The organism is Flavobacterium sp., assembly GCF_031422135.1.
GTDB lineage: Bacteria > Bacteroidota > Bacteroidia > Flavobacteriales > Flavobacteriaceae > Flavobacterium.
In genome coordinates, this window is record NZ_JANOQD010000006.1 from 28,366 (window position 1) to 46,144 (window position 17,779).

Sequence of the window (17,779 nt, forward strand, 5' to 3'; positions counted from 1 at the left end):
TTATTAATCAATCCATTTGTAATATCTAGCGCCAAGTAAGTTTGGGTTTTCTTTTTCGATACGATTTAAAACCCATTCATTTTTAGGTAAGTGAACGCTCTGTTTTTGTTCTTTTTTATGCAATTTTTCGTAAGTTTCAAAATCAATCTCGAAGCTTTCTTTTAAAGTTTCAAATAGGGTAACGCTAGAAATTGATGATTTCCAATCCTCTTCTATTGTACCTTCAAATACTTTCGATTTTGATCCGCTTCCATAAGCAAGAAAACCAAATTTTTGCCCCGAAATTTCTTTTTTAGTATCATAATAATGACACAAAGTGGATAACAATCCCATAAAAATAGAACCAGTATACAAATTTCCAATTAATGAAGAAGCTATTTCGGCAGGTTGTAATTTATCAATAACAAATTTTTGATAGGCTTCAGATTTACTAATTTCTTTCAATTTATTTTGATAATCCGAAGCTGATTCTTCGCCAGAAATTATTTTATTTTCTGCATCCAATGCGTAAATTTCTGACAACATACGTCGCCCTTGAAATGAATATGGTAAATGCATCACAATACTTGTCCAAGAGTTATATAAATTTCCAGTTTGATTTTTGAGTTTTTTGAATAAGAAATAAGCACTTCTTATTCTATCCATGTAACATTGGTTAGAATATTGACCATCAAAAACAGGTTGGTCTTTATGTATTTCGATTTCGGCTTCCAAATTGTCAAACCAAGGTTCGTTATTATCATTTCCTGTGATGGATTTTTTAGAAATACTTCTATATGGTTTAAAAAAATCAAAAACCCCTTTGGTGCTAGTCGCCCAAAGGTTTTCAAAAGCCATAATTTTCGGATTGGTAGTAATAAGCATTGCTAGCGCACCTGAACCTTGTGTGTATTCGCCAGTCGAATTCAAATCATATTTGGCGATATCTGTGGTTACAACAATTGCCTTTTTGTTAGTGTTTAATCGAACAAAATCAATACAGTTTTGCAAAGCATCCACACCACCAATACAAGCAAAGGTAAAATCGACTACATCACATTCGGACAAAATGTTTTCGCCAAATTTTTGTTCCATTAAAGAAATTAGAAAAGAAGAAATTGGTTTAGAACTGTCAATGGTGCTTTCCGTTCCTACATAAATTCGAGAAATCTCAGAAAGATTAATTTGATTGTCCAAAATCAATTTCGTCAAAGCATTGGCACCAAAAACCACCACATCTTGATGTGCGTCTGGCAAAGTCATTTTGAGCAATCCCAAACCTTTTTCGAGTTTTTCAGCTTCAATATTTCTGAATGTAGCCAATGTTCTTATAGGCAAATGTATTTTGGCAACATCAAAAGAGATGGCATCAATTCCTGTTTTCATTTCTTGAATTTAAAAATCTAAAATTAAACAGATGCAAGTCACTATTTGTATTTTTTAACAGATAAAAAACGGTTGTCTAACATTTTTGTGAATTTCAAAATAAATGAGAAGTTAAATCTGTAAAGTGATACTTTTACATAACTTTATGCCTTTGATTTTAAATTTTAGTTATGAAATTTTTTATTTTCTCGATTGGCTTATTGTTTAGTTTCTCCTTTTTTGCACAAAACAAAGTACCCTATCAAATTTTTGGTAGAAATGGAAACAAAACCACTTATGAAAAACTTTTAAAAGCATCTGAAAAGACAGAAATAGTTTTGTTTGGCGAACACCACGACAATTCAGTTGTGCATTGGTTGCAAGTGGAACTTACAAAAGATTTATTTTTGAAAACACCACTGGTTTTAGGTGCTGAAATGATAGAATCTGATAATCAAAAACAGTTGAATCAGTATTTGAAAGGAGAAATAAATCAAAAACAATTGGATTCCACAGCGAGACTTTGGCCAAATTACAAAACCGACTACAAACCATTAGTTGATTTTGCTAAAGAAAACAAAATCGATTTTATAGCCACTAATATTCCTCGACGATTTGCTAGTAAAGTTTTTAAAAATGATTTAATTGCATTAGAATCATTAACTGACGAAGAAAAATCTTGGATTGCACCATTACCAATAACTTTTGACTTGAATTTACCAGGATACAAAGCAATGATGACTATGCAAGGTGGCCATGCAGGCGACAAAATGCCAAAAGCACAAGCTATAAAAGACGCCACAATGGCTCATTTTATTTCGAAAAACAAAAAAGAAAATTCGGTTTTTATACATTACAATGGAACTTATCATAGTGATAATTTTGAAGGAATTAATTGGTATTTAAAAAAACACAGCTCAGCCATTAAAATTTTGACCATTGCAACCGTTTCTCAAAAAGACATCGCATCGCTTGAAAAAGAGAATTATAATAAAGCTGATTTTATTATAGTCGTTGATCAAGATGTGACTAAAACATATTGATGTTTTGTTTAACAAAAAAATGTTTTTTTGGTAATTAACTTATTGGCAATCAACAAAAGTTAAACCTACTTTAAACTCATTATAAATTAATATGAAAAGGTTGTAGAAACATTCAAATTGACTTATTTTTGTTTCAATTTTTAAAACCTTACAATCAAATTAATATTATGGCAAAATCTGTACTTTTAAAGTCATCTATCGGTAAGAAATACTGGATGGCTCTTACTGGTTTATTTTTGTGCACGTTTTTAGTGGGGCATTTAGCTGGAAATCTTCAGTTATTGGTTCCTAATAATGCGTTGAATTTCAACAAATATGCATTGTTTATGACTACAAATCCTGCAGTTAAATTACTTTCCTACCTGACTTACATTTCCATTATTTTTCATGCTATTGATGGAATCTTGTTGGCTATTCAAAACAAAAAAGCTAGACCTATTGCATATGCGAAAAACAGTCCTAGCGCAAACAGCTCATTTTCTTCAAGAAATATGGCGGTTTTAGGAACGTTGGTTTTGGTTTTTATTGCAACCCATATGATTAATTTCTGGGCAAAAATGCATTTTGATGAAAAATTCCCGTTACAAAAAACGACTATTGAAGCACAACAAGGAATGAAACAAGATTTTTATTTAACAACCGATGGTGGTTATATTCCTGTAGCAGATCAAAGTTATATTATTAAAAATCAAACTGAATTTTACGATGCTGCTGCAAAAGTAAAAGTGAAAGAAGGATACAAAGACTTGTACAAATTGACATTTGACTTTTTTAGAGATACTAAATACGGTTTGTGGTTCACATTTTTCTATGTTTTATCAATGGCTGTTTTAGGATTCCATTTGTTACACGGTTTTCAAAGTGGATTCCAAACATTAGGAGCTAATCATCCAAAATACACACCATTTATCAAATTGTTTGGAAAATGTTTTGCTATCGGCGTTCCATTATTGTTTGCCATTATTCCTATATATATTCACTTTAGTAAATAATCAACATCAATATACAATATGAAGTTAGATTCAAAAATACCAGAAGGTCCAATAGCTGAAAAATGGACCAATCATAAAAACCACTTAAAACTTGTTGCGCCAAACAACCGCCCTAAAATTGATATTATCGTTGTAGGAACTGGTTTGGCAGGTGCTTCGGCTGCTGCATCGTTAGCAGAAATGGGTTACAATGTAAAAGCTTTTTGTTTCCAAGATTCGCCACGTAGAGCACACTCTATTGCGGCACAAGGAGGAATCAACGCAGCAAAAAATTACCAAAATGATGGTGATTCAACCTACAGATTATTCTATGATACTATAAAAGGTGGCGATTACCGTGCTCGTGAAGCAAACGTGCATCGTTTAGCCGAAGTTTCATCCAATATTATTGATCAATGTGTGGCGCAAGGTGTTCCTTTTGCTCGTGATTATGGTGGAATGCTAGACAATCGTTCGTTTGGTGGAACACAAGTACAACGTACTTTTTATGCCGCTGGACAAACAGGGCAACAATTATTACTAGGTGCTTATTCATCATTATCAAGACAAATTGGTCAAGGTACTGTAGAAATGTTTAACCGTCACGAAATGCTCGATTTAGTAAAAATTGACGGGAAAGCTCGTGGAATTATTGCTCGTAACTTAGTTACTGGAGAAATAGAAAGACATTCGGCTCACGCTGTAATTATTGCTTCTGGAGGATACGGAAATGTTTACTTCTTGTCCACAAATGCAATGGGAAGCAATGTAACTGCTGCTTGGAAAGTACATAAACAAGGTGCCTTATTTGCCAATCCTTGTTTTGTGCAAATTCACCCAACTTGTATTCCAGTGCACGGAACCAATCAAGCAAAACTGACATTAATGTCTGAATCATTGCGTAATTCTGGCCGAATTTGGGTACCAAAAAAGAAAGAAGATGCAGCAGCTATTCGTGAAGGGAAATTAAAGCCAACACAATTAACTGAAGAAGATAGAGATTATTTCTTAGAAAGAAAATATCCAGCTTTTGGAAATTTAGTACCTCGTGACGTGGCTTCTAGAGCAGCAAAAGAAATGTGTGATGCAGGTCATGGAATAGAAGCTAATGATACTAACGAAGGGGTTTATCTTGATTTTTCTACTGAAATTTTAAACAAAGGAAAACAAGCTGCTTTTACACAGGGAGATCAAAATCCTACTGATGAAAAAGCAATTGCTTTAGGAAAAAAATGGATTGAGGAAAAATATGGTAATTTATTTACTATGTATGAAAAAATCACCGACGAAAATCCATACGAAACACCAATGAAAATTTATCCAGCCGTACATTATACAATGGGTGGTGTTTGGGTAGATTATAACTTACAATCAACTATACCAGGTTGTTTCGTTGCAGGAGAAGCTAATTTCTCTGATCACGGAGCCAACAGATTAGGAGCATCTGCTTTAATGCAAGGTTTAGCGGATGGTTATTTTGTATTGCCTTATACCGTTTCAAACTATTTAGCAGATGAAATTAGAACTGGAAAAATTTCTACGGATGCACCAGAATTTGCAGAAGCAGAAAAAAATGTAAAAGACAGTATTTCTAAATTCTTAAATAATAATGGATCTAAAACCGTAGATCATTTCCACAAACGTTTAGGAAATATTATTTGGAATAAAGTAGGAATGGGTCGTAACGAAGCGGGTTTAAAACAGGCCATCGTTGATGTTGCCCAACTAAAAGAAGAATTTTATAAAGATGTTTACGTTCCAGGTAGTGCAGATGAGTACAACCCAGAATTAGACAAAGCACAACGCGTTGCTGATTTGATAGATTTAGGACAACTAATGGCAATGGACGCATTACAAAGAGAAGAATCTTGTGGTGGTCATTTCCGAGAGGAATACCAAGATAGCGAAGGTGAAACTTTACGTGATGACGAAAAATTCTCATTCGTAGGTGCTTGGGAGTATAAAGGTGACGATATTACAAAATCGGAACTTCATAAAGAAGAATTGAAATATGAGTTTATTAAAATAGCAGCACGTAATTACAAATAGAATCATGAGCAAAGCAAAAAACATCAATATAAACCTTAAAATTTGGCGTCAAAAAAATGCTAAAGACAAAGGAAACATAGTAGATTATAAATTAGATAATGTATCTACAGACAGTTCATTCTTGGAAATGTTAGACCAATTGAATGAAGAATTAATTATAAAAAAAGAATCGCCTGTAGCTTTCGATCATGATTGTCGTGAAGGAATTTGTGGTATGTGTTCGCTATTCATAAATGGTAGAGCGCATGGGCCAGATACTGGAAACACAACGTGTCAATTACATATGCGAAAATTTAACGATGGCGATACTATCTTCATTGAACCATGGCGTTCCAAAGCTTTTCCTGTAATCAAAGATTTAGTCGTTGATAGAAGTGCTTTTGATAGAATTCAGCAAGCAGGAGGTTTCGTATCTGTAAATACTTCAGGAAGAACTATTGATGCCAATGCGACTCCAGTTCCAAAAGAAGATGCTGACAAAGCCTTTATGGCAGCTGCTTGTATTGGTTGTGGCGCTTGTGTAGCTAGTTGCAAAAACGGTTCCGCTATGCTTTTTGTAGGCGCCAAAGTATCGCAATATGCTTTATTGCCACAAGGTAAAGTAGAAGCAACACAACGTGTATTAAATATGGTTCGCCAAATGGATGAGGAAGGTTTTGGAAACTGTACCAATACTGGAGCTTGTGAAGTGGAATGTCCAAAAGGAATTTCGTTAGAAAATATTGCAAGAATGAATAGAGAATTTTTGAAGGCCAGTGTGCTTTAAATGTTTACATAAAATGTCTAAAAAACGCATTCAGTAATTTGAATGCGTTTTTACTTTTTATTACTTTTATAAAATGAAAATAGCCATTATTCAATCTTCATTAGTTTGGGAAAACCCAACCGATAATCGGAAAATATTCGAGCAAAAAATCAATTCTACAAACGAAACTATTGATTTATTTGTGCTTCCCGAAATGTTTACATCAGGTTTTACAATGAATCCAAAAAACGTTGCTGAAACAATGCAAGGAGAAACTGTTTCTTGGCTCAAATTGTTAGCAAAGACTAAAAATTGTGCCATAACAGGAAGTTTAGTAATCGAAGAAAATGGAAACTATTTCAACCGATTGGTGTTTGTTTTTCCTTCAGAAGAAGTGCAATATTATAACAAAAAACACTTGTTTTCACTCGCAGGAGAAGACAAAACATATACTTCTGGAGAAGAAAAATTGATTGTAGAATATAAAGGCTTCAAAATTTGTCCATTAATATGTTACGATTTGCGTTTCCCAGTTTTCGCTCGAAATACTGAAGATTATGACATATTGATTTATGTAGCCAACTGGCCAAAACTAAGAATCAATGCTTGGGATGTTTTACTCAAAGCGCGAGCAATTGAAAATATGTGTTACACGATTGGAGTTAATAGAATTGGTCTTGATGCAAACAATCACGAATATATTGGGCATTCGCAAGTAATAGACTATTTAGGGAATAACCTTATTGAACCTCAAGAAAAAGAAGGTGTTTTCATCACCGAATTAGACAAAGACACAATGCTAGAAACTCGTAAAAACCTCAATTTTCTAAATGACAGAGATTTTTTTCAAATTACTTAACTGGCTCTTTTTTCGCTTCGTTTTTCAAGATAGGTTTTAGACTTAAATCAAAGGCTTGATCGACATCCCAATTGGCTCGAACATCAATTTCTGTAGGAAAATGAACCACTTCTTCGGGCTGTGTTTTTTCTAGATAATTTCCTGTATCACGAAGCTTGTTTTTGTTGTTATCATAAACCAAACGCACAGAATATTTTCTAGGTTCAAGTAATGTAAATTCTACAACTGATTTTGTTTCAGAATATTCGGTAGCCAGAATTTTCCCTTTATCGTCTGTTAATTCTACAATTACAGGAAACGATTTTGCGTTTTGCAAATTCAATTTCAAATTGCCATAATCGGTTATATTCTTTGTCGAAAAATTAAAGTTTATACTATCGTTACTATGACCTAAATAGTCTTCAACAGCTTTTGGCAGGAATGATAACGAATATTTTTCAGCAGGTTCTTTAGCAAAGATAATTTCTAAATTTTGATTGAATTCATCATAAGTAGTAGTAAAAACAATTTTTGATGAATCTTTTTTTATCAATGACATTTTAGTTAAGTCAAATTTTTCTAAAGGAATGGAAGTGTTTATTAAAAACCGATCTTTCAAATTTATAATACCTGTTTGTTTCGAGCTCAAACTTAAGGTGTCTTGTTTTTGATTTTTGATTTTTAGAACATACTCTTCTTTATACTTTCCGTTTTCGATATTAAGTTGTAATGAATCCGACTTGATGGGTTTAAACCAAACTTGTAACGAATCTTTTTCTGGAAATTTAGTCATTTTTGTTTTTAAAATAGTCCCTGTAAACTTGGTGTCTATTTTGATGTTTTTAGCATTTCCCTCATAACCAACAACTACTCTATTTGAGGACGCTTGATACGGTTTTTTAGTCTTGAAAACAGCTTGTTCTTTAAATAATTCTAATTCAAAAAGTGATTTGTCTGGGACAGTAATGGTTTGAGTATAAAAAGCTATCTTGTCTTTATTAGGGTCAAATTTATAATTATTACTACTTTCTTTGAGTGCAACTAGTTTGTATTGCCCCGGTTTAATATTTTCAATTTTAAAAGTTTTCAAGCTGTCAAGAGTATTGGTCACATAACGAGGCGTTTGTTTAAAAATCAAAGAATCATTGTATTTTTCATCCACTTCATATAACATCACATTAACAAAATTTTCTGTTGCCTTCTCATAAGAATCTTTTATGAGTCCTTCAACCGAGAGGGAATCAATAAAAGACCCTGTTGAAAAAACATACTTTAATTGTTTAAAAGCATTCCCTTCGTTAAAATCTACAATGCTCTGACCAAAATTAAAACTGTAAGTAGTATTTGCTTTTAGGGTGTCATTAATCTTAATAGTAATTGATTTGCTAGCGCTACCTTGAGGTGAAATGGTCAAAGGTGTTGTCATAGGTGGCGAGACAATCAACTGTTTTTGAACATCTTTTGTTTTTACATACTCGTCAAAAGTTATTTTAATGGTATTTTTATCAAAATTTGTAGTGTAATTTTTAGGGGAACTCATCGTAATTTTTGGAGCCAAAATATCATTATCTCCACCAGTAATCGTTCCTCTTTTGGCACAACTTGCAACTATTAAAAGTACAATAAAACTTAAACTAAGTTTCTTTAATTTTTTCATCAAAATCCAATTTAATCACTACAAAATAACAACTATATTTAGTGTAAACGAAATTTATTAAAATATGTTTAACCTTTTTTAATAAATTTATGACTGAGACATTGCTATAGTTACAATACTTAATTTTGCTCCAGGTATTTTCAACAGATTTTTTCCGCAAGCTTCAAGAGTAGCGCCTGTAGTTAAAACATCATCAACGAGTAAAAAATGCTTGTTGTGATGCAATTCTGAAAAGTAAACTTCAAAAGTGTCTTCTGAAACTGAATTTCTATCTTTAAGGTTTTTCTTGGATTGTGTAATCGAATATTCTTTTCGAAACAGCAACGAATCATTCAATGTTTTGTTTAAACCAATAGAAATAGCAGTGCAAAAAGTGGTTATTTGATTGTATCCCCGTTGAGAAAATCTCTTTTTGTGTAATGGAACGGGTATTATAAAATCGACTGTTTCCAAAACCTTATTGCTTTTTAATTCATCAACATACCAATTTCCTAAAACAGTGCCAATCTCTTGATGGTTTTTGTATTTTAAATTGTGAATAAGCTCTTGTGCTATACCTTTTTTGTGGAAATACATCATTGCAGTAACTGATTTTACTTGGATTCTTCCATAAAATTTATTATTAGCCTCATTCTGAAAACCTAACGTATGATTTGTAAGTGGAATATGATGTCTACAGGATATACAAATGCTATTTTCATTTTCTAAAAGAATTTCTAAACAACCGGAACAGACTTTCGGAAAAAATATTTTTAACAGTTTTTTTAGCATTTAATCGGATATTTTATGTTTATAAGTATAAAAAACATTAAATTTAGTAAAAATTACAAATATCCCCAAATATGACTGTAAGAACATCACTAGCTATGATAAAGCTTACTTCAATATTTTTTGTTTCAACAGCTCTAGTATTTGCTGTGAAATATTTTGAAGTAAAAAATCAAAATCAAAAATTAAAAGAAGCAATTGAGTTAGACAAAAAAACCTATACGAACGATTTAAAAGAAATTTTTGATCGCTACGACGCTGAGTTGCTTAAAAACAAAAAATTAACAGCATCAAAAATAAATCCTAAAAACGAACTTTTAACTTTTAGCAAAACTGGTTTAAATAACAAAAACCCACTTGTAAAAAATTTAAGAATTGATAAAAACCTACTCAAAAAGATTGATTCTTTAAAAATGCTTTTAAAATTAGGTAATCAAGACAATAGTTTGCTCGCAAGCCAAATTAATATTTTAGTTAATAAGAACAAGGATTTAAACAGGGTAAATAATAGAAACGAAAACATTATTGAGCTATCAAAAAGCCTTACTGCAATGAATGTATATGCAAATGGGATAAAAATTGTTTCAAATAATATCATAGAAACCAAACGTTTTAATGCTACTGAACAAATCAAGGTTTGCTTCACGCTTCAAGAAAACAAAGCTACTTTAAAAGGGAATAAAGATATTTTTGTACAAATAATTAATCCAAAGAACAACGTAGTAAGTAAAAACGGAGAAAATTTAGAAATAGGAGATAAATCACTTTTTTATAGCGCAAAGACAAATATTTACTATGACAATGAAGAGTTAGAAGTTTGCGTTTTTGTTGATCCAAACAAATCAGATATTGTTAAAGGAGACTATGAAATTAACATTTTGTCAGGAACTCATATAATTGGGAATACTTTTTTCACTTTAAAATAATTTTTTTTAACTTTATACAAAAGGTGTAGTCTCTTTTCTTATTTTTGCAATACTATGGCAAAACAAGAAGATTTATTTAAGAACGTGATTTCGCACGCAAAAGAATACGGATTTATTTTTCAATCAAGCGAAATTTACGATGGTTTAAGTGCTGTTTATGATTATGCACAAAACGGAGTTGAACTCAAAAAAAACATTCGCGAATACTGGTGGAAGTCGATGGTGCAAATGCACGAAAACATTGTGGGTATCGATGCTGCAATATTAATGCATCCCACGACTTGGAAGGCTTCAGGTCACGTTGATGCTTTCAATGATCCTTTAATAGACAATAAAGATTCCAAAAAAAGATATAGAGCAGATGTTCTCATTGAAGATTATGCCGAAAAATTAAACCAAAAAGCGCAAAAAGAAATCGACAAAGCAAAAGAACGTTTTGGAGATGCCTTCAATGAGCAGGAATTTATAACCACTAATGCTCGTGTGGTTGAGTATCTTTCTAAGAAAAAACAAATTCTAGAACGAATGGCACATTCTCTAGAAACCGAAAATTTAGATGATGTAAAAGTATTAATCGAAGAGCTAGAAATTGCCTGTCCAGATTCAGGGTCTAGAAACTGGACTGAAGTAAAGCAATTCAATTTAATGTTTGGCACAAAAATAGGTGCTTCAGCCGATTCAGCGATGGATTTATATTTGCGTCCAGAAACAGCACAAGGTATTTTTGTCAATTTCTTAAACGTTCAAAAATCTGGACGAATGAAAATTCCTTTTGGTATTGCGCAAACGGGTAAAGCTTTCAGAAACGAAATTGTGGCGAGACAGTTTATATTTCGTATGCGAGAATTTGAACAAATGGAAATGCAATTTTTTGTAAAACCAGGAGAAGAAATGCACTATTATGAGTTTTGGAAAACAACACGTTTAAACTGGCATTTATCACTTGGTTTAGGAAAACAAAATTACCGTTTTCACGATCACGAGAAACTGGCGCATTATGCTAATGCAGCTGCTGATATTGAGTTTAATTTTCCTTTCGGATTTAAAGAATTAGAAGGAATTCACTCCCGCACCGATTTTGATTTAAAAGCACACGAAAAATTTTCGGGCAAAAAACTACAATATTTTGACACGGAAACCAATGCTAATTACACACCTTATGTAGTAGAAACGTCAGTAGGATTGGATAGAATGTTCTTGGCAGTTTTCTCCAATTCCTTAAAAGAAGAAACACTCGAAGACGGTTCAACACGTACTGTTTTGCAATTGCCATCAGTTTTAGCACCAACTAAAGCAGCTGTTTTACCACTGGTCAAAAAAGATGGATTGCCCGAAGTAGCACGAAAAATAATAGAAGATTTAAAATGGGATTTCAATGTGGCTTATGATGAAAAAGACGCTGTAGGACGCCGCTATAGAAGACAAGATGCTTTGGGAACGCCATTCTGTATCACGGTCGATCATCAAACATTGGAAGACGAAACGGTAACCATTCGTCACCGTGATTCTATGAAACAAGATCGTGTGAAAATCATAGAGTTGAGAGAAATAATCAACAATGAAGTTTCGATGCGAAATTGGTTGATGAAAATGTAAAATTCAAAAAATAAATCCCAAATCCCAATAAATATTTGGATTTGGGATTTTTGTTTGTGTTTAAATTTCTTATACTAAAAAAATAAATTTGTTTAACGTTTTCATTATATTTACATTTTACGAATCAAAAAATAACTATTTATGTCAAAAAATCAGGCAAAAGAACAAGAAAACAACACTATAAGTCCACTTGAATCTCAACAAAGATTGGAAGCCATAAAGAATTTAATTTTTGGAGAAAACATAGAACAAATCAATACCGATTTCGATTCTATAAAAGCACTTATTGAAAAACGAAAGGAAGAATTAGAATCGTTTATAGAACAAACCAGCAAAGAGTTAAACACTCTGATAGATAATTTATCTACCGATGTAAACATCAGAATTACTGATTTGGAAGATACTATGAATGATAAAATTGACAATTTGAATCATAAAAAAGTAGATAGAAACACACTCGGAACGATGCTGGTTTCGCTTGGCGAAAAAATAATGAAAGACTAAATTCTTTCTATAATGACTGATACCAATAAATTATCAATATTAAAACAATTATTGCTTGATGAAGACCGAGATTTTGCCAATCAAATTTTGCAAAAACTAGAGTCGCTAGAAAACACGGTCAATATTGAAGATAATTTATCAGAGAAAGTCAATCCTATAATTGATAAAAAAATTGCTGCTTTTGCAGCAGCAGTACCCAAAACATTAGGTCCAGCCATAACCGAAGCATTGGCAGACCAAATAAAAAATTCCAAAGATCAGGTTGTGGAAGCGCTATTTCCAATTATTGGAAAAATGATAAAGAAATACATTCAGCAAGAAATGAAACTTTTGTCAGAATCTATAAACAGTCAAGTGCAAAACACTTTTTCAATAAAAGGGTTGAAACGCAAAATAAAATCTATATTCACAGGTGTTTCAGAAAACGACATTATTATTAGTGAACACTCTAAATCTAAAATTGAGCAAGTTTTTGTAATCGAAAAAGGCTCTGGCTTACTAATGGCTTCGTCATCAAATACCGATAGTGTTGATGATGATATGATTGCTGGAATGCTCACAGCAATTAAGAGTTTTGTCGAAGATGCCTTCTCTAAAAAAGATCAAAGTTTGGAGTTAATACAATATGATTTGTATAATATTCATATCCAAAATTTTTCAGCTTACTATATGGCAGTTGTCGTTTCAGGGATTTTTGATTCAAATTACAAGGAGATTCTAGAGAATCGTCTTTTTGATTTTGCTGAAAAAGTAATAAATAACAATCTTTCGGATGCCGCCGAAATTGCCAAAAGTTTAAATGATTTAACAGACAATGAATAATTCCAAAAAGATAGTTTTAGTGGGGCATTTTGGCGTTGGAAAATCATCCTTGATAAGACGTTTTGTTCACAATGCATTTTCCAATGATTACAAAGTAACTATTGGCGTTCAAATCCTTAAAAAAGAAATTACTATTGAAGGGAAGAACCTTACATTTATTATTTGGGATATTGAAGGAAAAGAAGATATAGAACAAATTAGACCTTCCTATTTATTAGGAACCTCAGGTTTTATTTATGTTATAGATCCCACAAGAAGCTCGACTTATGTGAACCTAAATAATGAGATAGAATATATAAAAACAAATTTTATTGAAGCGTCAATAGTAAGTGTCGCCAACAAGAGTGATTTAATAGACATCAATGAATTTGAACAAGAGTTAAAACAAAACAATTTGTCCATACATTTCTTTTCGAGCGCTAAAACTGGAGAAAATGTGGAGTTTATCTTCGAAAAATTAGGAATTGATTTGCTGAAATAATGAACGAAATAAAAGGTATACATAAATTTTTTTCGAACAAAATTCAAACTATTGAATTGGATAAAGATGGAATTATTTTAAATTCTAACAATCAGTTATTTGTAGTTACACCCAAAGAGAGTATACAGAATTTTCATCCTTTTTTTGAAATTATTTCTACGTTATTCCAAAAAGACAACGATGAGGTTTATTTCAACACCGTTCATCTTGAAGTGGTTGAAAAAACATTTATAGCAGATATTATCATTGATTCTGGCAATAAAATCAAAAACCCAAGCATTTTAATTTTTGACCAATCAGAACATTATAAGGATGTACAAGAGATTACCCAACAACGTAATGAGGTTTTTATCAAAAACTTTTTTGAAAGTCAAAAATTAATAAAAATTGAAGATGAAAGGATAATAAAAAACAAGTTTCTTGCCAGTATAACCAAAGATTTACGAACTCCAATATCATCTGTAGCGGGACTTTTAGGGCTGTTTCAAAAGGGAAGTTTAACTTTCGAGCAAAACGAGTTAATAAAGACTATAAGGTTATCTATGAATCATTTAAATCGACTAGTAAATGATGTTTTAGATTTGTCTAAAGTTGAAATAGGCGAATTAAATTTTGATATAAAACCCTTTTTGTTTGATGATTTAGTAACTAATGTAGAAAACTTATACCAAAATAAATTTTTGCTAAAAGGCATTCATTTTAAAGTTATAAAACCTTCAAAAATTCCTAACAAGCTCTTGGGGGACAAACATAGAGTGCTGCAAGTTATTATCAATTTACTTGAAAATGCGTATCAATTTACCAACACAGGAGAAGTTATTTTCGAAATTAAAATTGATAATATAAGCCCTAGTAAAACAGGTTTGAACTTAATTATAAAAGATACAGGAATTGGTTTTGAAGCTGATAAGATAGAACAATTAAGAAAAAGTTTCAGCAAAGCCCACGACACTACAATTGAGGGTTCAGGTATGGGATTGTCAATTGTAAAAAGCGTTGTCAAACTACTTAATGGAAGCATACGGTTTGAATCAAAAAAAGATATTGGAACTGTATTTAATATTTTTTTACCATTTGAATTGGATGTTAAAAAAACAGAAAAACCAAAAAACATTCAGCCGTTTAAAAAAGTTGAAATTAATAAAAAAATCAATGTTTTGATTGTTGATGATAACGAAATAAACCAATTGGTTTTAATGAAACTTCTTGTAGATCACGCAGGTTTTTATATGGATATTGCAAGCAATGGTAAGGTAGCCGTAGAAATGGTTCAAAAAGAGAATTATGATTTAATTTTTATGGATATGCACATGCCAATTCTTGACGGAATAGGAGCAATTACAATAATTAGAGGTAGTGATAATAAAAAAATAAAAAAAACGCCCATAATAGTTCTAACTGCTGTAGAATCTAGCGATGAAAGAAAAAAATGCAAAGCATTAAAAGTAAATTATTACGTTCTAAAACCTTTTTCAAGTCAAGAGCTTTTCACTTCAATATACACAGTTTTGAAATTAAAATAAGTGCTTTTTTATTGATGTAAATTGTGTAATCTCGCCACATACTTCCCAATAACATCAAATTCTAAATTCACTTTAGTCCCTAGAACAAAAGAATTGAAATTAGTATGCTCATAGGTATAAGGAATTATAGCCACGCTAAATTCGTTTGTTTTGGAATTAACTACCGTCAAACTAACCCCATTTACAGTAACAGAGCCTTTTTCGATGGTAATATTATTCAAAGACGCATCGTATTCAAAAGTAAAATACCAACTCCCATTAGCTTCTTCGATATTTTTACAAACCGCAATTTGATCTACGTGACCTTGTACAATATGTCCATCAAGTCTGTCTCCAAGTTTCATAGCGCGTTCCAGATTAACAATATCACTCGTTTTCCAATCAGAAATAGTAGTTTTATGGATGGTTTCTTGAATTGCTGTAACAGTGTAACTATCATTTTCAATATGCACAACAGTCAAACACACACCATTGTGCGCCACACTTTGGTCTATTTTAAGCTCCTTTGTTATAGCTGATTTAACTGTAATATGAAGATTATCGTTGTCTTTTTTAAGTTCTTGAATACTTCCAAGAGTTTCTATGATTCCTGTGAACATTAGTGGTTTTATTTTAGTAAATTTGCATCAAAATTAGCAATAAATTTATTCAACTGATGACAAAACGACCAGAAAATATAATTGTAGGTATATCTATTGGGGATTTGAACGGAATAGGAAGCGAAGTCATCCTAAAATCGTTCGAAGATCCAAGAATGTTAGAATTGTGCACTCCAATTATTTTTGCAAATGTAAAAATTCTTTCTTTTCTGAAAAAAAACCTAGAATTAACAGCCGCTTTACACGGAATTGACAGATTGGATCAAATGATTATTGGTAAAATAAACGTTTTAAATGTTTGGCGTGAAGGTGTAAATATTGAATACGGAAAAGCAGATCAAGAAGTTGGAAAATATGCTATAAAATCCTTTGTAGCAGCCACCAAAGCATTAAAAGAAGATATGATTGATGTTTTAGTAACAGCACCAATTAGCAAATCAAACATTCAATCCGAAGATTTTAAATTCCCAGGACATACTGATTATTTAGATCAAGAACTAGAAGGTGACGCTTTAATGTTTATGATACAAGACAATTTACGTGTAGGCCTACTTACAGATCACATTCCGTTAAACGAAGTAGCAAAACATTTAACAGAAGAATTAATTCGCAAAAAAATAAAAACAATAAACAAATCGTTAGTTCAAGATTTTGGCATCAGAAAACCAAAAATTGCTGTTTTAGGACTCAATCCACATTCTGGCGACAATGGTGTGATTGGAGATGAAGAAGACAAATTGATAAAGCCAGCATTAAAAAAGATTTTTGAAGGAGGAATAATGGTTTTTGGTCCGTTTTCAGCCGATGGTTTCTTTGGAAGCAATCAATATGAAAAATACGATGCAGTTATCGCAACCTATCACGATCAAGGATTAATACCTTTTAAAACCTTATCTTTTGGAAAAGGCGTTAATTACACAGCAGGCTTAAACAAAGTGAGAACATCGCCAGACCATGGAACCGCTTTTGAAATTGCAGGCAAAGGAATTGCAAATCACAATTCGTTTACAGAAGCAATTTATGCAGCTATTGATATTTTTAAATCAAGAAACGAGTATAAAGAATTAACCGCAAAGCCACTAAAAACAAAAGAAAAGCAGTTATAAACAAAAAAATGTTCATAAGGCTTTTGATTTTGTAAATTATTTATATCTTTGCACTCCCGAATAAAGGGACAAATTGTTATCAAGATGAAAGTTACAAATGAATTTTTAATTCCTTTCGTAGGGTTAAAGCTAGGTAAACATCAATTTGAATATCAAATTAATAAAAAGTTCTTTGATCACTTTGAGTATGACGAATTCGAAACCGCCAACATCAAAGTAAATGTAGTATTAGAAAAGAAAAACACAATGCTTGAAGTAACATTCAAACATTCAGGAACTATAAACGTACCTTGTGATTTAACTAGCGAAGAATTTGATTTGCCAATAAAAGGCAATTTGAATTTAGTAGTTCGATTTGGTGAAGAATTCAATAATGACAATGAGGAATTGCTCATATTGCCAATTGGAGAACATCAAATAGATGTTTCACAGTATATCTATGAAATGATTGTCTTATCAATACCACTAAAAAAAGTGCACCCAGGCGTAAAAGATGGCACATTGCAGTCGGAAGCGCTAGATAAACTGAATCAAATAAAAGTAAAAGATTCAATAGAAGTAAAAGAAATAAAAGAAGAGAATACCGACCCGCGTTGGGACAAATTGAAAACACTATTAACGGATAAATAATTTTGCAAAATGGCACATCCTAAGAGAAAGATCTCCAAAACAAGAAGAGACAAAAGAAGAACTCACTATAAAGCAACTGTTGCTCAAATAGCAACTTGCCCAATAACTGGTGAAGCGCATTTATACCACAGAGCTTACTGGCATGAAGGTAAAATGTACTACAGAGGACAAGTAGTT

The 17,779-nt window shown here is 32.0% G+C and carries 18 protein-coding genes; 14 read left to right on the forward strand and 4 right to left on the reverse strand.

The window, feature by feature from the left end:
* Positions 1 to 3 precede the first annotated feature (3 nt).
* Complete coding sequence (locus RMO70_RS01250) at positions 4 to 1,365, reverse strand: hydroxymethylglutaryl-CoA synthase (protein ID WP_310554605.1); 1,362 nt, start codon at positions 1,363 to 1,365, stop codon at positions 4 to 6.
* A gap of 170 nt (positions 1,366 to 1,535) precedes the next feature.
* Here RMO70_RS01250 and RMO70_RS01255 point away from each other — a divergent pair, with 170 nt between their 5' ends.
* From RMO70_RS01255 to RMO70_RS01275, 5 genes are all read left to right on the forward strand, one after another.
* The gene (locus RMO70_RS01255) at positions 1,536 to 2,387 is read left to right on the forward strand and encodes a ChaN family lipoprotein (RefSeq protein WP_310554606.1); all 852 of its coding nucleotides are present in this window, start codon (positions 1,536 to 1,538) and stop codon (positions 2,385 to 2,387) included.
* A gap of 167 nt (positions 2,388 to 2,554) precedes the next feature.
* Entirely contained in the window at positions 2,555 to 3,379 is an 825-nt protein-coding gene (locus RMO70_RS01260) for a succinate dehydrogenase cytochrome b subunit (RefSeq protein WP_310554607.1), read from the forward strand.
* Positions 3,380 to 3,397: 18 nt separating this feature from the next.
* Positions 3,398 to 5,407: a fumarate reductase/succinate dehydrogenase flavoprotein subunit gene (locus tag RMO70_RS01265; RefSeq protein WP_310554608.1), complete on the forward strand. Its 2,010-nt coding sequence runs from the start codon at positions 3,398 to 3,400 to the stop codon at positions 5,405 to 5,407.
* A 4-nt stretch (positions 5,408 to 5,411) separates the two neighbouring features.
* Entirely contained in the window at positions 5,412 to 6,173 is a 762-nt protein-coding gene (locus RMO70_RS01270; protein ID WP_310554609.1) for a succinate dehydrogenase/fumarate reductase iron-sulfur subunit, read from the forward strand.
* A 73-nt stretch (positions 6,174 to 6,246) separates the two neighbouring features.
* Positions 6,247 to 7,011, forward strand: a complete 765-nt coding sequence (locus RMO70_RS01275; protein ID WP_310554610.1) for a nitrilase family protein — start codon at positions 6,247 to 6,249, stop codon at positions 7,009 to 7,011.
* Here RMO70_RS01275 and RMO70_RS01280 read toward each other — a convergent pair.
* Both RMO70_RS01280 and RMO70_RS01285 read right to left on the reverse strand, forming a co-directional pair.
* Positions 7,004 to 8,647: an Ig-like domain-containing protein gene (locus RMO70_RS01280; protein WP_310554611.1), complete on the reverse strand. Its 1,644-nt coding sequence runs from the start codon at positions 8,645 to 8,647 to the stop codon at positions 7,004 to 7,006. The two genes, RMO70_RS01275 and RMO70_RS01280, sit on opposite strands and share 8 nt — an antisense overlap.
* Positions 8,648 to 8,734: 87 nt before the next feature.
* The gene (locus RMO70_RS01285; protein WP_310554612.1) at positions 8,735 to 9,418 is read right to left on the reverse strand and encodes a ComF family protein; all 684 of its coding nucleotides are present in this window, start codon (positions 9,416 to 9,418) and stop codon (positions 8,735 to 8,737) included.
* 71 nt (positions 9,419 to 9,489) lie between these two features.
* On the opposite strand from RMO70_RS01285, the gene RMO70_RS01290 reads away from it, so the two are divergent.
* The 6 genes from RMO70_RS01290 to RMO70_RS01315 all read left to right on the forward strand — a co-directional run bounded on the left by RMO70_RS01290 (position 9,490) and on the right by RMO70_RS01315 (position 15,267).
* Positions 9,490 to 10,341, forward strand: a complete 852-nt coding sequence (locus RMO70_RS01290) for a hypothetical protein (RefSeq protein ID WP_310554613.1) — start codon at positions 9,490 to 9,492, stop codon at positions 10,339 to 10,341.
* A 54-nt stretch (positions 10,342 to 10,395) separates the two neighbouring features.
* Positions 10,396 to 11,937 (forward strand): glycine--tRNA ligase, encoded by a 1,542-nt coding sequence (locus RMO70_RS01295; RefSeq protein ID WP_310554614.1) that lies wholly within the window; start codon positions 10,396 to 10,398, stop codon positions 11,935 to 11,937.
* A gap of 141 nt (positions 11,938 to 12,078) precedes the next feature.
* Positions 12,079 to 12,441, forward strand: a complete 363-nt coding sequence (locus RMO70_RS01300; protein WP_310554615.1) for a fructose 1,6-bisphosphatase — start codon at positions 12,079 to 12,081, stop codon at positions 12,439 to 12,441.
* Between the two features lie 12 nt (positions 12,442 to 12,453).
* Entirely contained in the window at positions 12,454 to 13,263 is an 810-nt protein-coding gene (locus tag RMO70_RS01305) for a cell envelope biogenesis protein OmpA (RefSeq protein WP_310554616.1), read from the forward strand.
* A complete protein-coding gene (locus RMO70_RS01310) occupies positions 13,256 to 13,744 on the forward strand; it encodes a Rab family GTPase (RefSeq protein ID WP_310554617.1) in 489 nt (162 codons plus the stop codon). Before RMO70_RS01305 ends, RMO70_RS01310 begins: the two co-directional genes overlap by 8 nt.
* Positions 13,744 to 15,267: a response regulator gene (locus RMO70_RS01315; protein ID WP_310554618.1), complete on the forward strand. Its 1,524-nt coding sequence runs from the start codon at positions 13,744 to 13,746 to the stop codon at positions 15,265 to 15,267. The genes RMO70_RS01310 and RMO70_RS01315 overlap by 1 nt, the downstream gene beginning before the upstream one ends.
* Before the next feature lie 8 nt (positions 15,268 to 15,275).
* Here the strand turns inward: RMO70_RS01315 and RMO70_RS01320 are convergent, their stop codons facing one another.
* Positions 15,276 to 15,866, reverse strand: coding sequence for a riboflavin synthase (locus RMO70_RS01320; protein WP_310554619.1), 591 nt, complete (start codon positions 15,864 to 15,866; stop codon positions 15,276 to 15,278).
* Between the two features lie 56 nt (positions 15,867 to 15,922).
* On the opposite strand from RMO70_RS01320, the gene pdxA reads away from it, so the two are divergent.
* From pdxA to rpmF, 3 genes are all read left to right on the forward strand, one after another.
* Positions 15,923 to 16,972 (forward strand): 4-hydroxythreonine-4-phosphate dehydrogenase PdxA, encoded by a 1,050-nt coding sequence (gene pdxA / locus RMO70_RS01325; RefSeq protein ID WP_310554620.1) that lies wholly within the window; start codon positions 15,923 to 15,925, stop codon positions 16,970 to 16,972.
* Between the two features lie 84 nt (positions 16,973 to 17,056).
* Entirely contained in the window at positions 17,057 to 17,602 is a 546-nt protein-coding gene (locus tag RMO70_RS01330; RefSeq protein ID WP_310554621.1) for a DUF177 domain-containing protein, read from the forward strand.
* A 9-nt stretch (positions 17,603 to 17,611) separates the two neighbouring features.
* Positions 17,612 to 17,779 (forward strand): 50S ribosomal protein L32 (gene rpmF, locus RMO70_RS01335; RefSeq protein WP_310554622.1); only part of this gene is annotated, 168 nt, incomplete at its 3' end.

What these genes read in the sequence shown, in the direction of transcription:
- RMO70_RS01250 (WP_310554605.1), bottom strand. Translation starts at nt 1,365, where the DNA reads ATGAAAACAGGAATTGATGCCATCTCTTTTGATGTTGCCAAAATACAT.
- RMO70_RS01255 (WP_310554606.1), top strand. Translation starts at nt 1,536, where the DNA reads ATGAAATTTTTTATTTTCTCGATTGGCTTATTGTTTAGTTTCTCCTTT.
- RMO70_RS01260 (WP_310554607.1), top strand. Translation starts at nt 2,555, where the DNA reads ATGGCAAAATCTGTACTTTTAAAGTCATCTATCGGTAAGAAATACTGG.
- RMO70_RS01265 (WP_310554608.1), top strand. Translation starts at nt 3,398, where the DNA reads ATGAAGTTAGATTCAAAAATACCAGAAGGTCCAATAGCTGAAAAATGG.
- RMO70_RS01270 (WP_310554609.1), top strand. Translation starts at nt 5,412, where the DNA reads ATGAGCAAAGCAAAAAACATCAATATAAACCTTAAAATTTGGCGTCAA.
- RMO70_RS01275 (WP_310554610.1), top strand. Translation starts at nt 6,247, where the DNA reads ATGAAAATAGCCATTATTCAATCTTCATTAGTTTGGGAAAACCCAACC.
- RMO70_RS01280 (WP_310554611.1), bottom strand. Translation starts at nt 8,647, where the DNA reads ATGAAAAAATTAAAGAAACTTAGTTTAAGTTTTATTGTACTTTTAATA.
- RMO70_RS01285 (WP_310554612.1), bottom strand. Translation starts at nt 9,418, where the DNA reads ATGCTAAAAAAACTGTTAAAAATATTTTTTCCGAAAGTCTGTTCCGGT.
- RMO70_RS01290 (WP_310554613.1), top strand. Translation starts at nt 9,490, where the DNA reads ATGACTGTAAGAACATCACTAGCTATGATAAAGCTTACTTCAATATTT.
- RMO70_RS01295 (WP_310554614.1), top strand. Translation starts at nt 10,396, where the DNA reads ATGGCAAAACAAGAAGATTTATTTAAGAACGTGATTTCGCACGCAAAA.
- RMO70_RS01300 (WP_310554615.1), top strand. Translation starts at nt 12,079, where the DNA reads ATGTCAAAAAATCAGGCAAAAGAACAAGAAAACAACACTATAAGTCCA.
- RMO70_RS01305 (WP_310554616.1), top strand. Translation starts at nt 12,454, where the DNA reads ATGACTGATACCAATAAATTATCAATATTAAAACAATTATTGCTTGAT.
- RMO70_RS01310 (WP_310554617.1), top strand. Translation starts at nt 13,256, where the DNA reads ATGAATAATTCCAAAAAGATAGTTTTAGTGGGGCATTTTGGCGTTGGA.
- RMO70_RS01315 (WP_310554618.1), top strand. Translation starts at nt 13,744, where the DNA reads ATGAACGAAATAAAAGGTATACATAAATTTTTTTCGAACAAAATTCAA.
- RMO70_RS01320 (WP_310554619.1), bottom strand. Translation starts at nt 15,866, where the DNA reads ATGTTCACAGGAATCATAGAAACTCTTGGAAGTATTCAAGAACTTAAA.
- pdxA (WP_310554620.1), top strand. Translation starts at nt 15,923, where the DNA reads ATGACAAAACGACCAGAAAATATAATTGTAGGTATATCTATTGGGGAT.
- RMO70_RS01330 (WP_310554621.1), top strand. Translation starts at nt 17,057, where the DNA reads ATGAAAGTTACAAATGAATTTTTAATTCCTTTCGTAGGGTTAAAGCTA.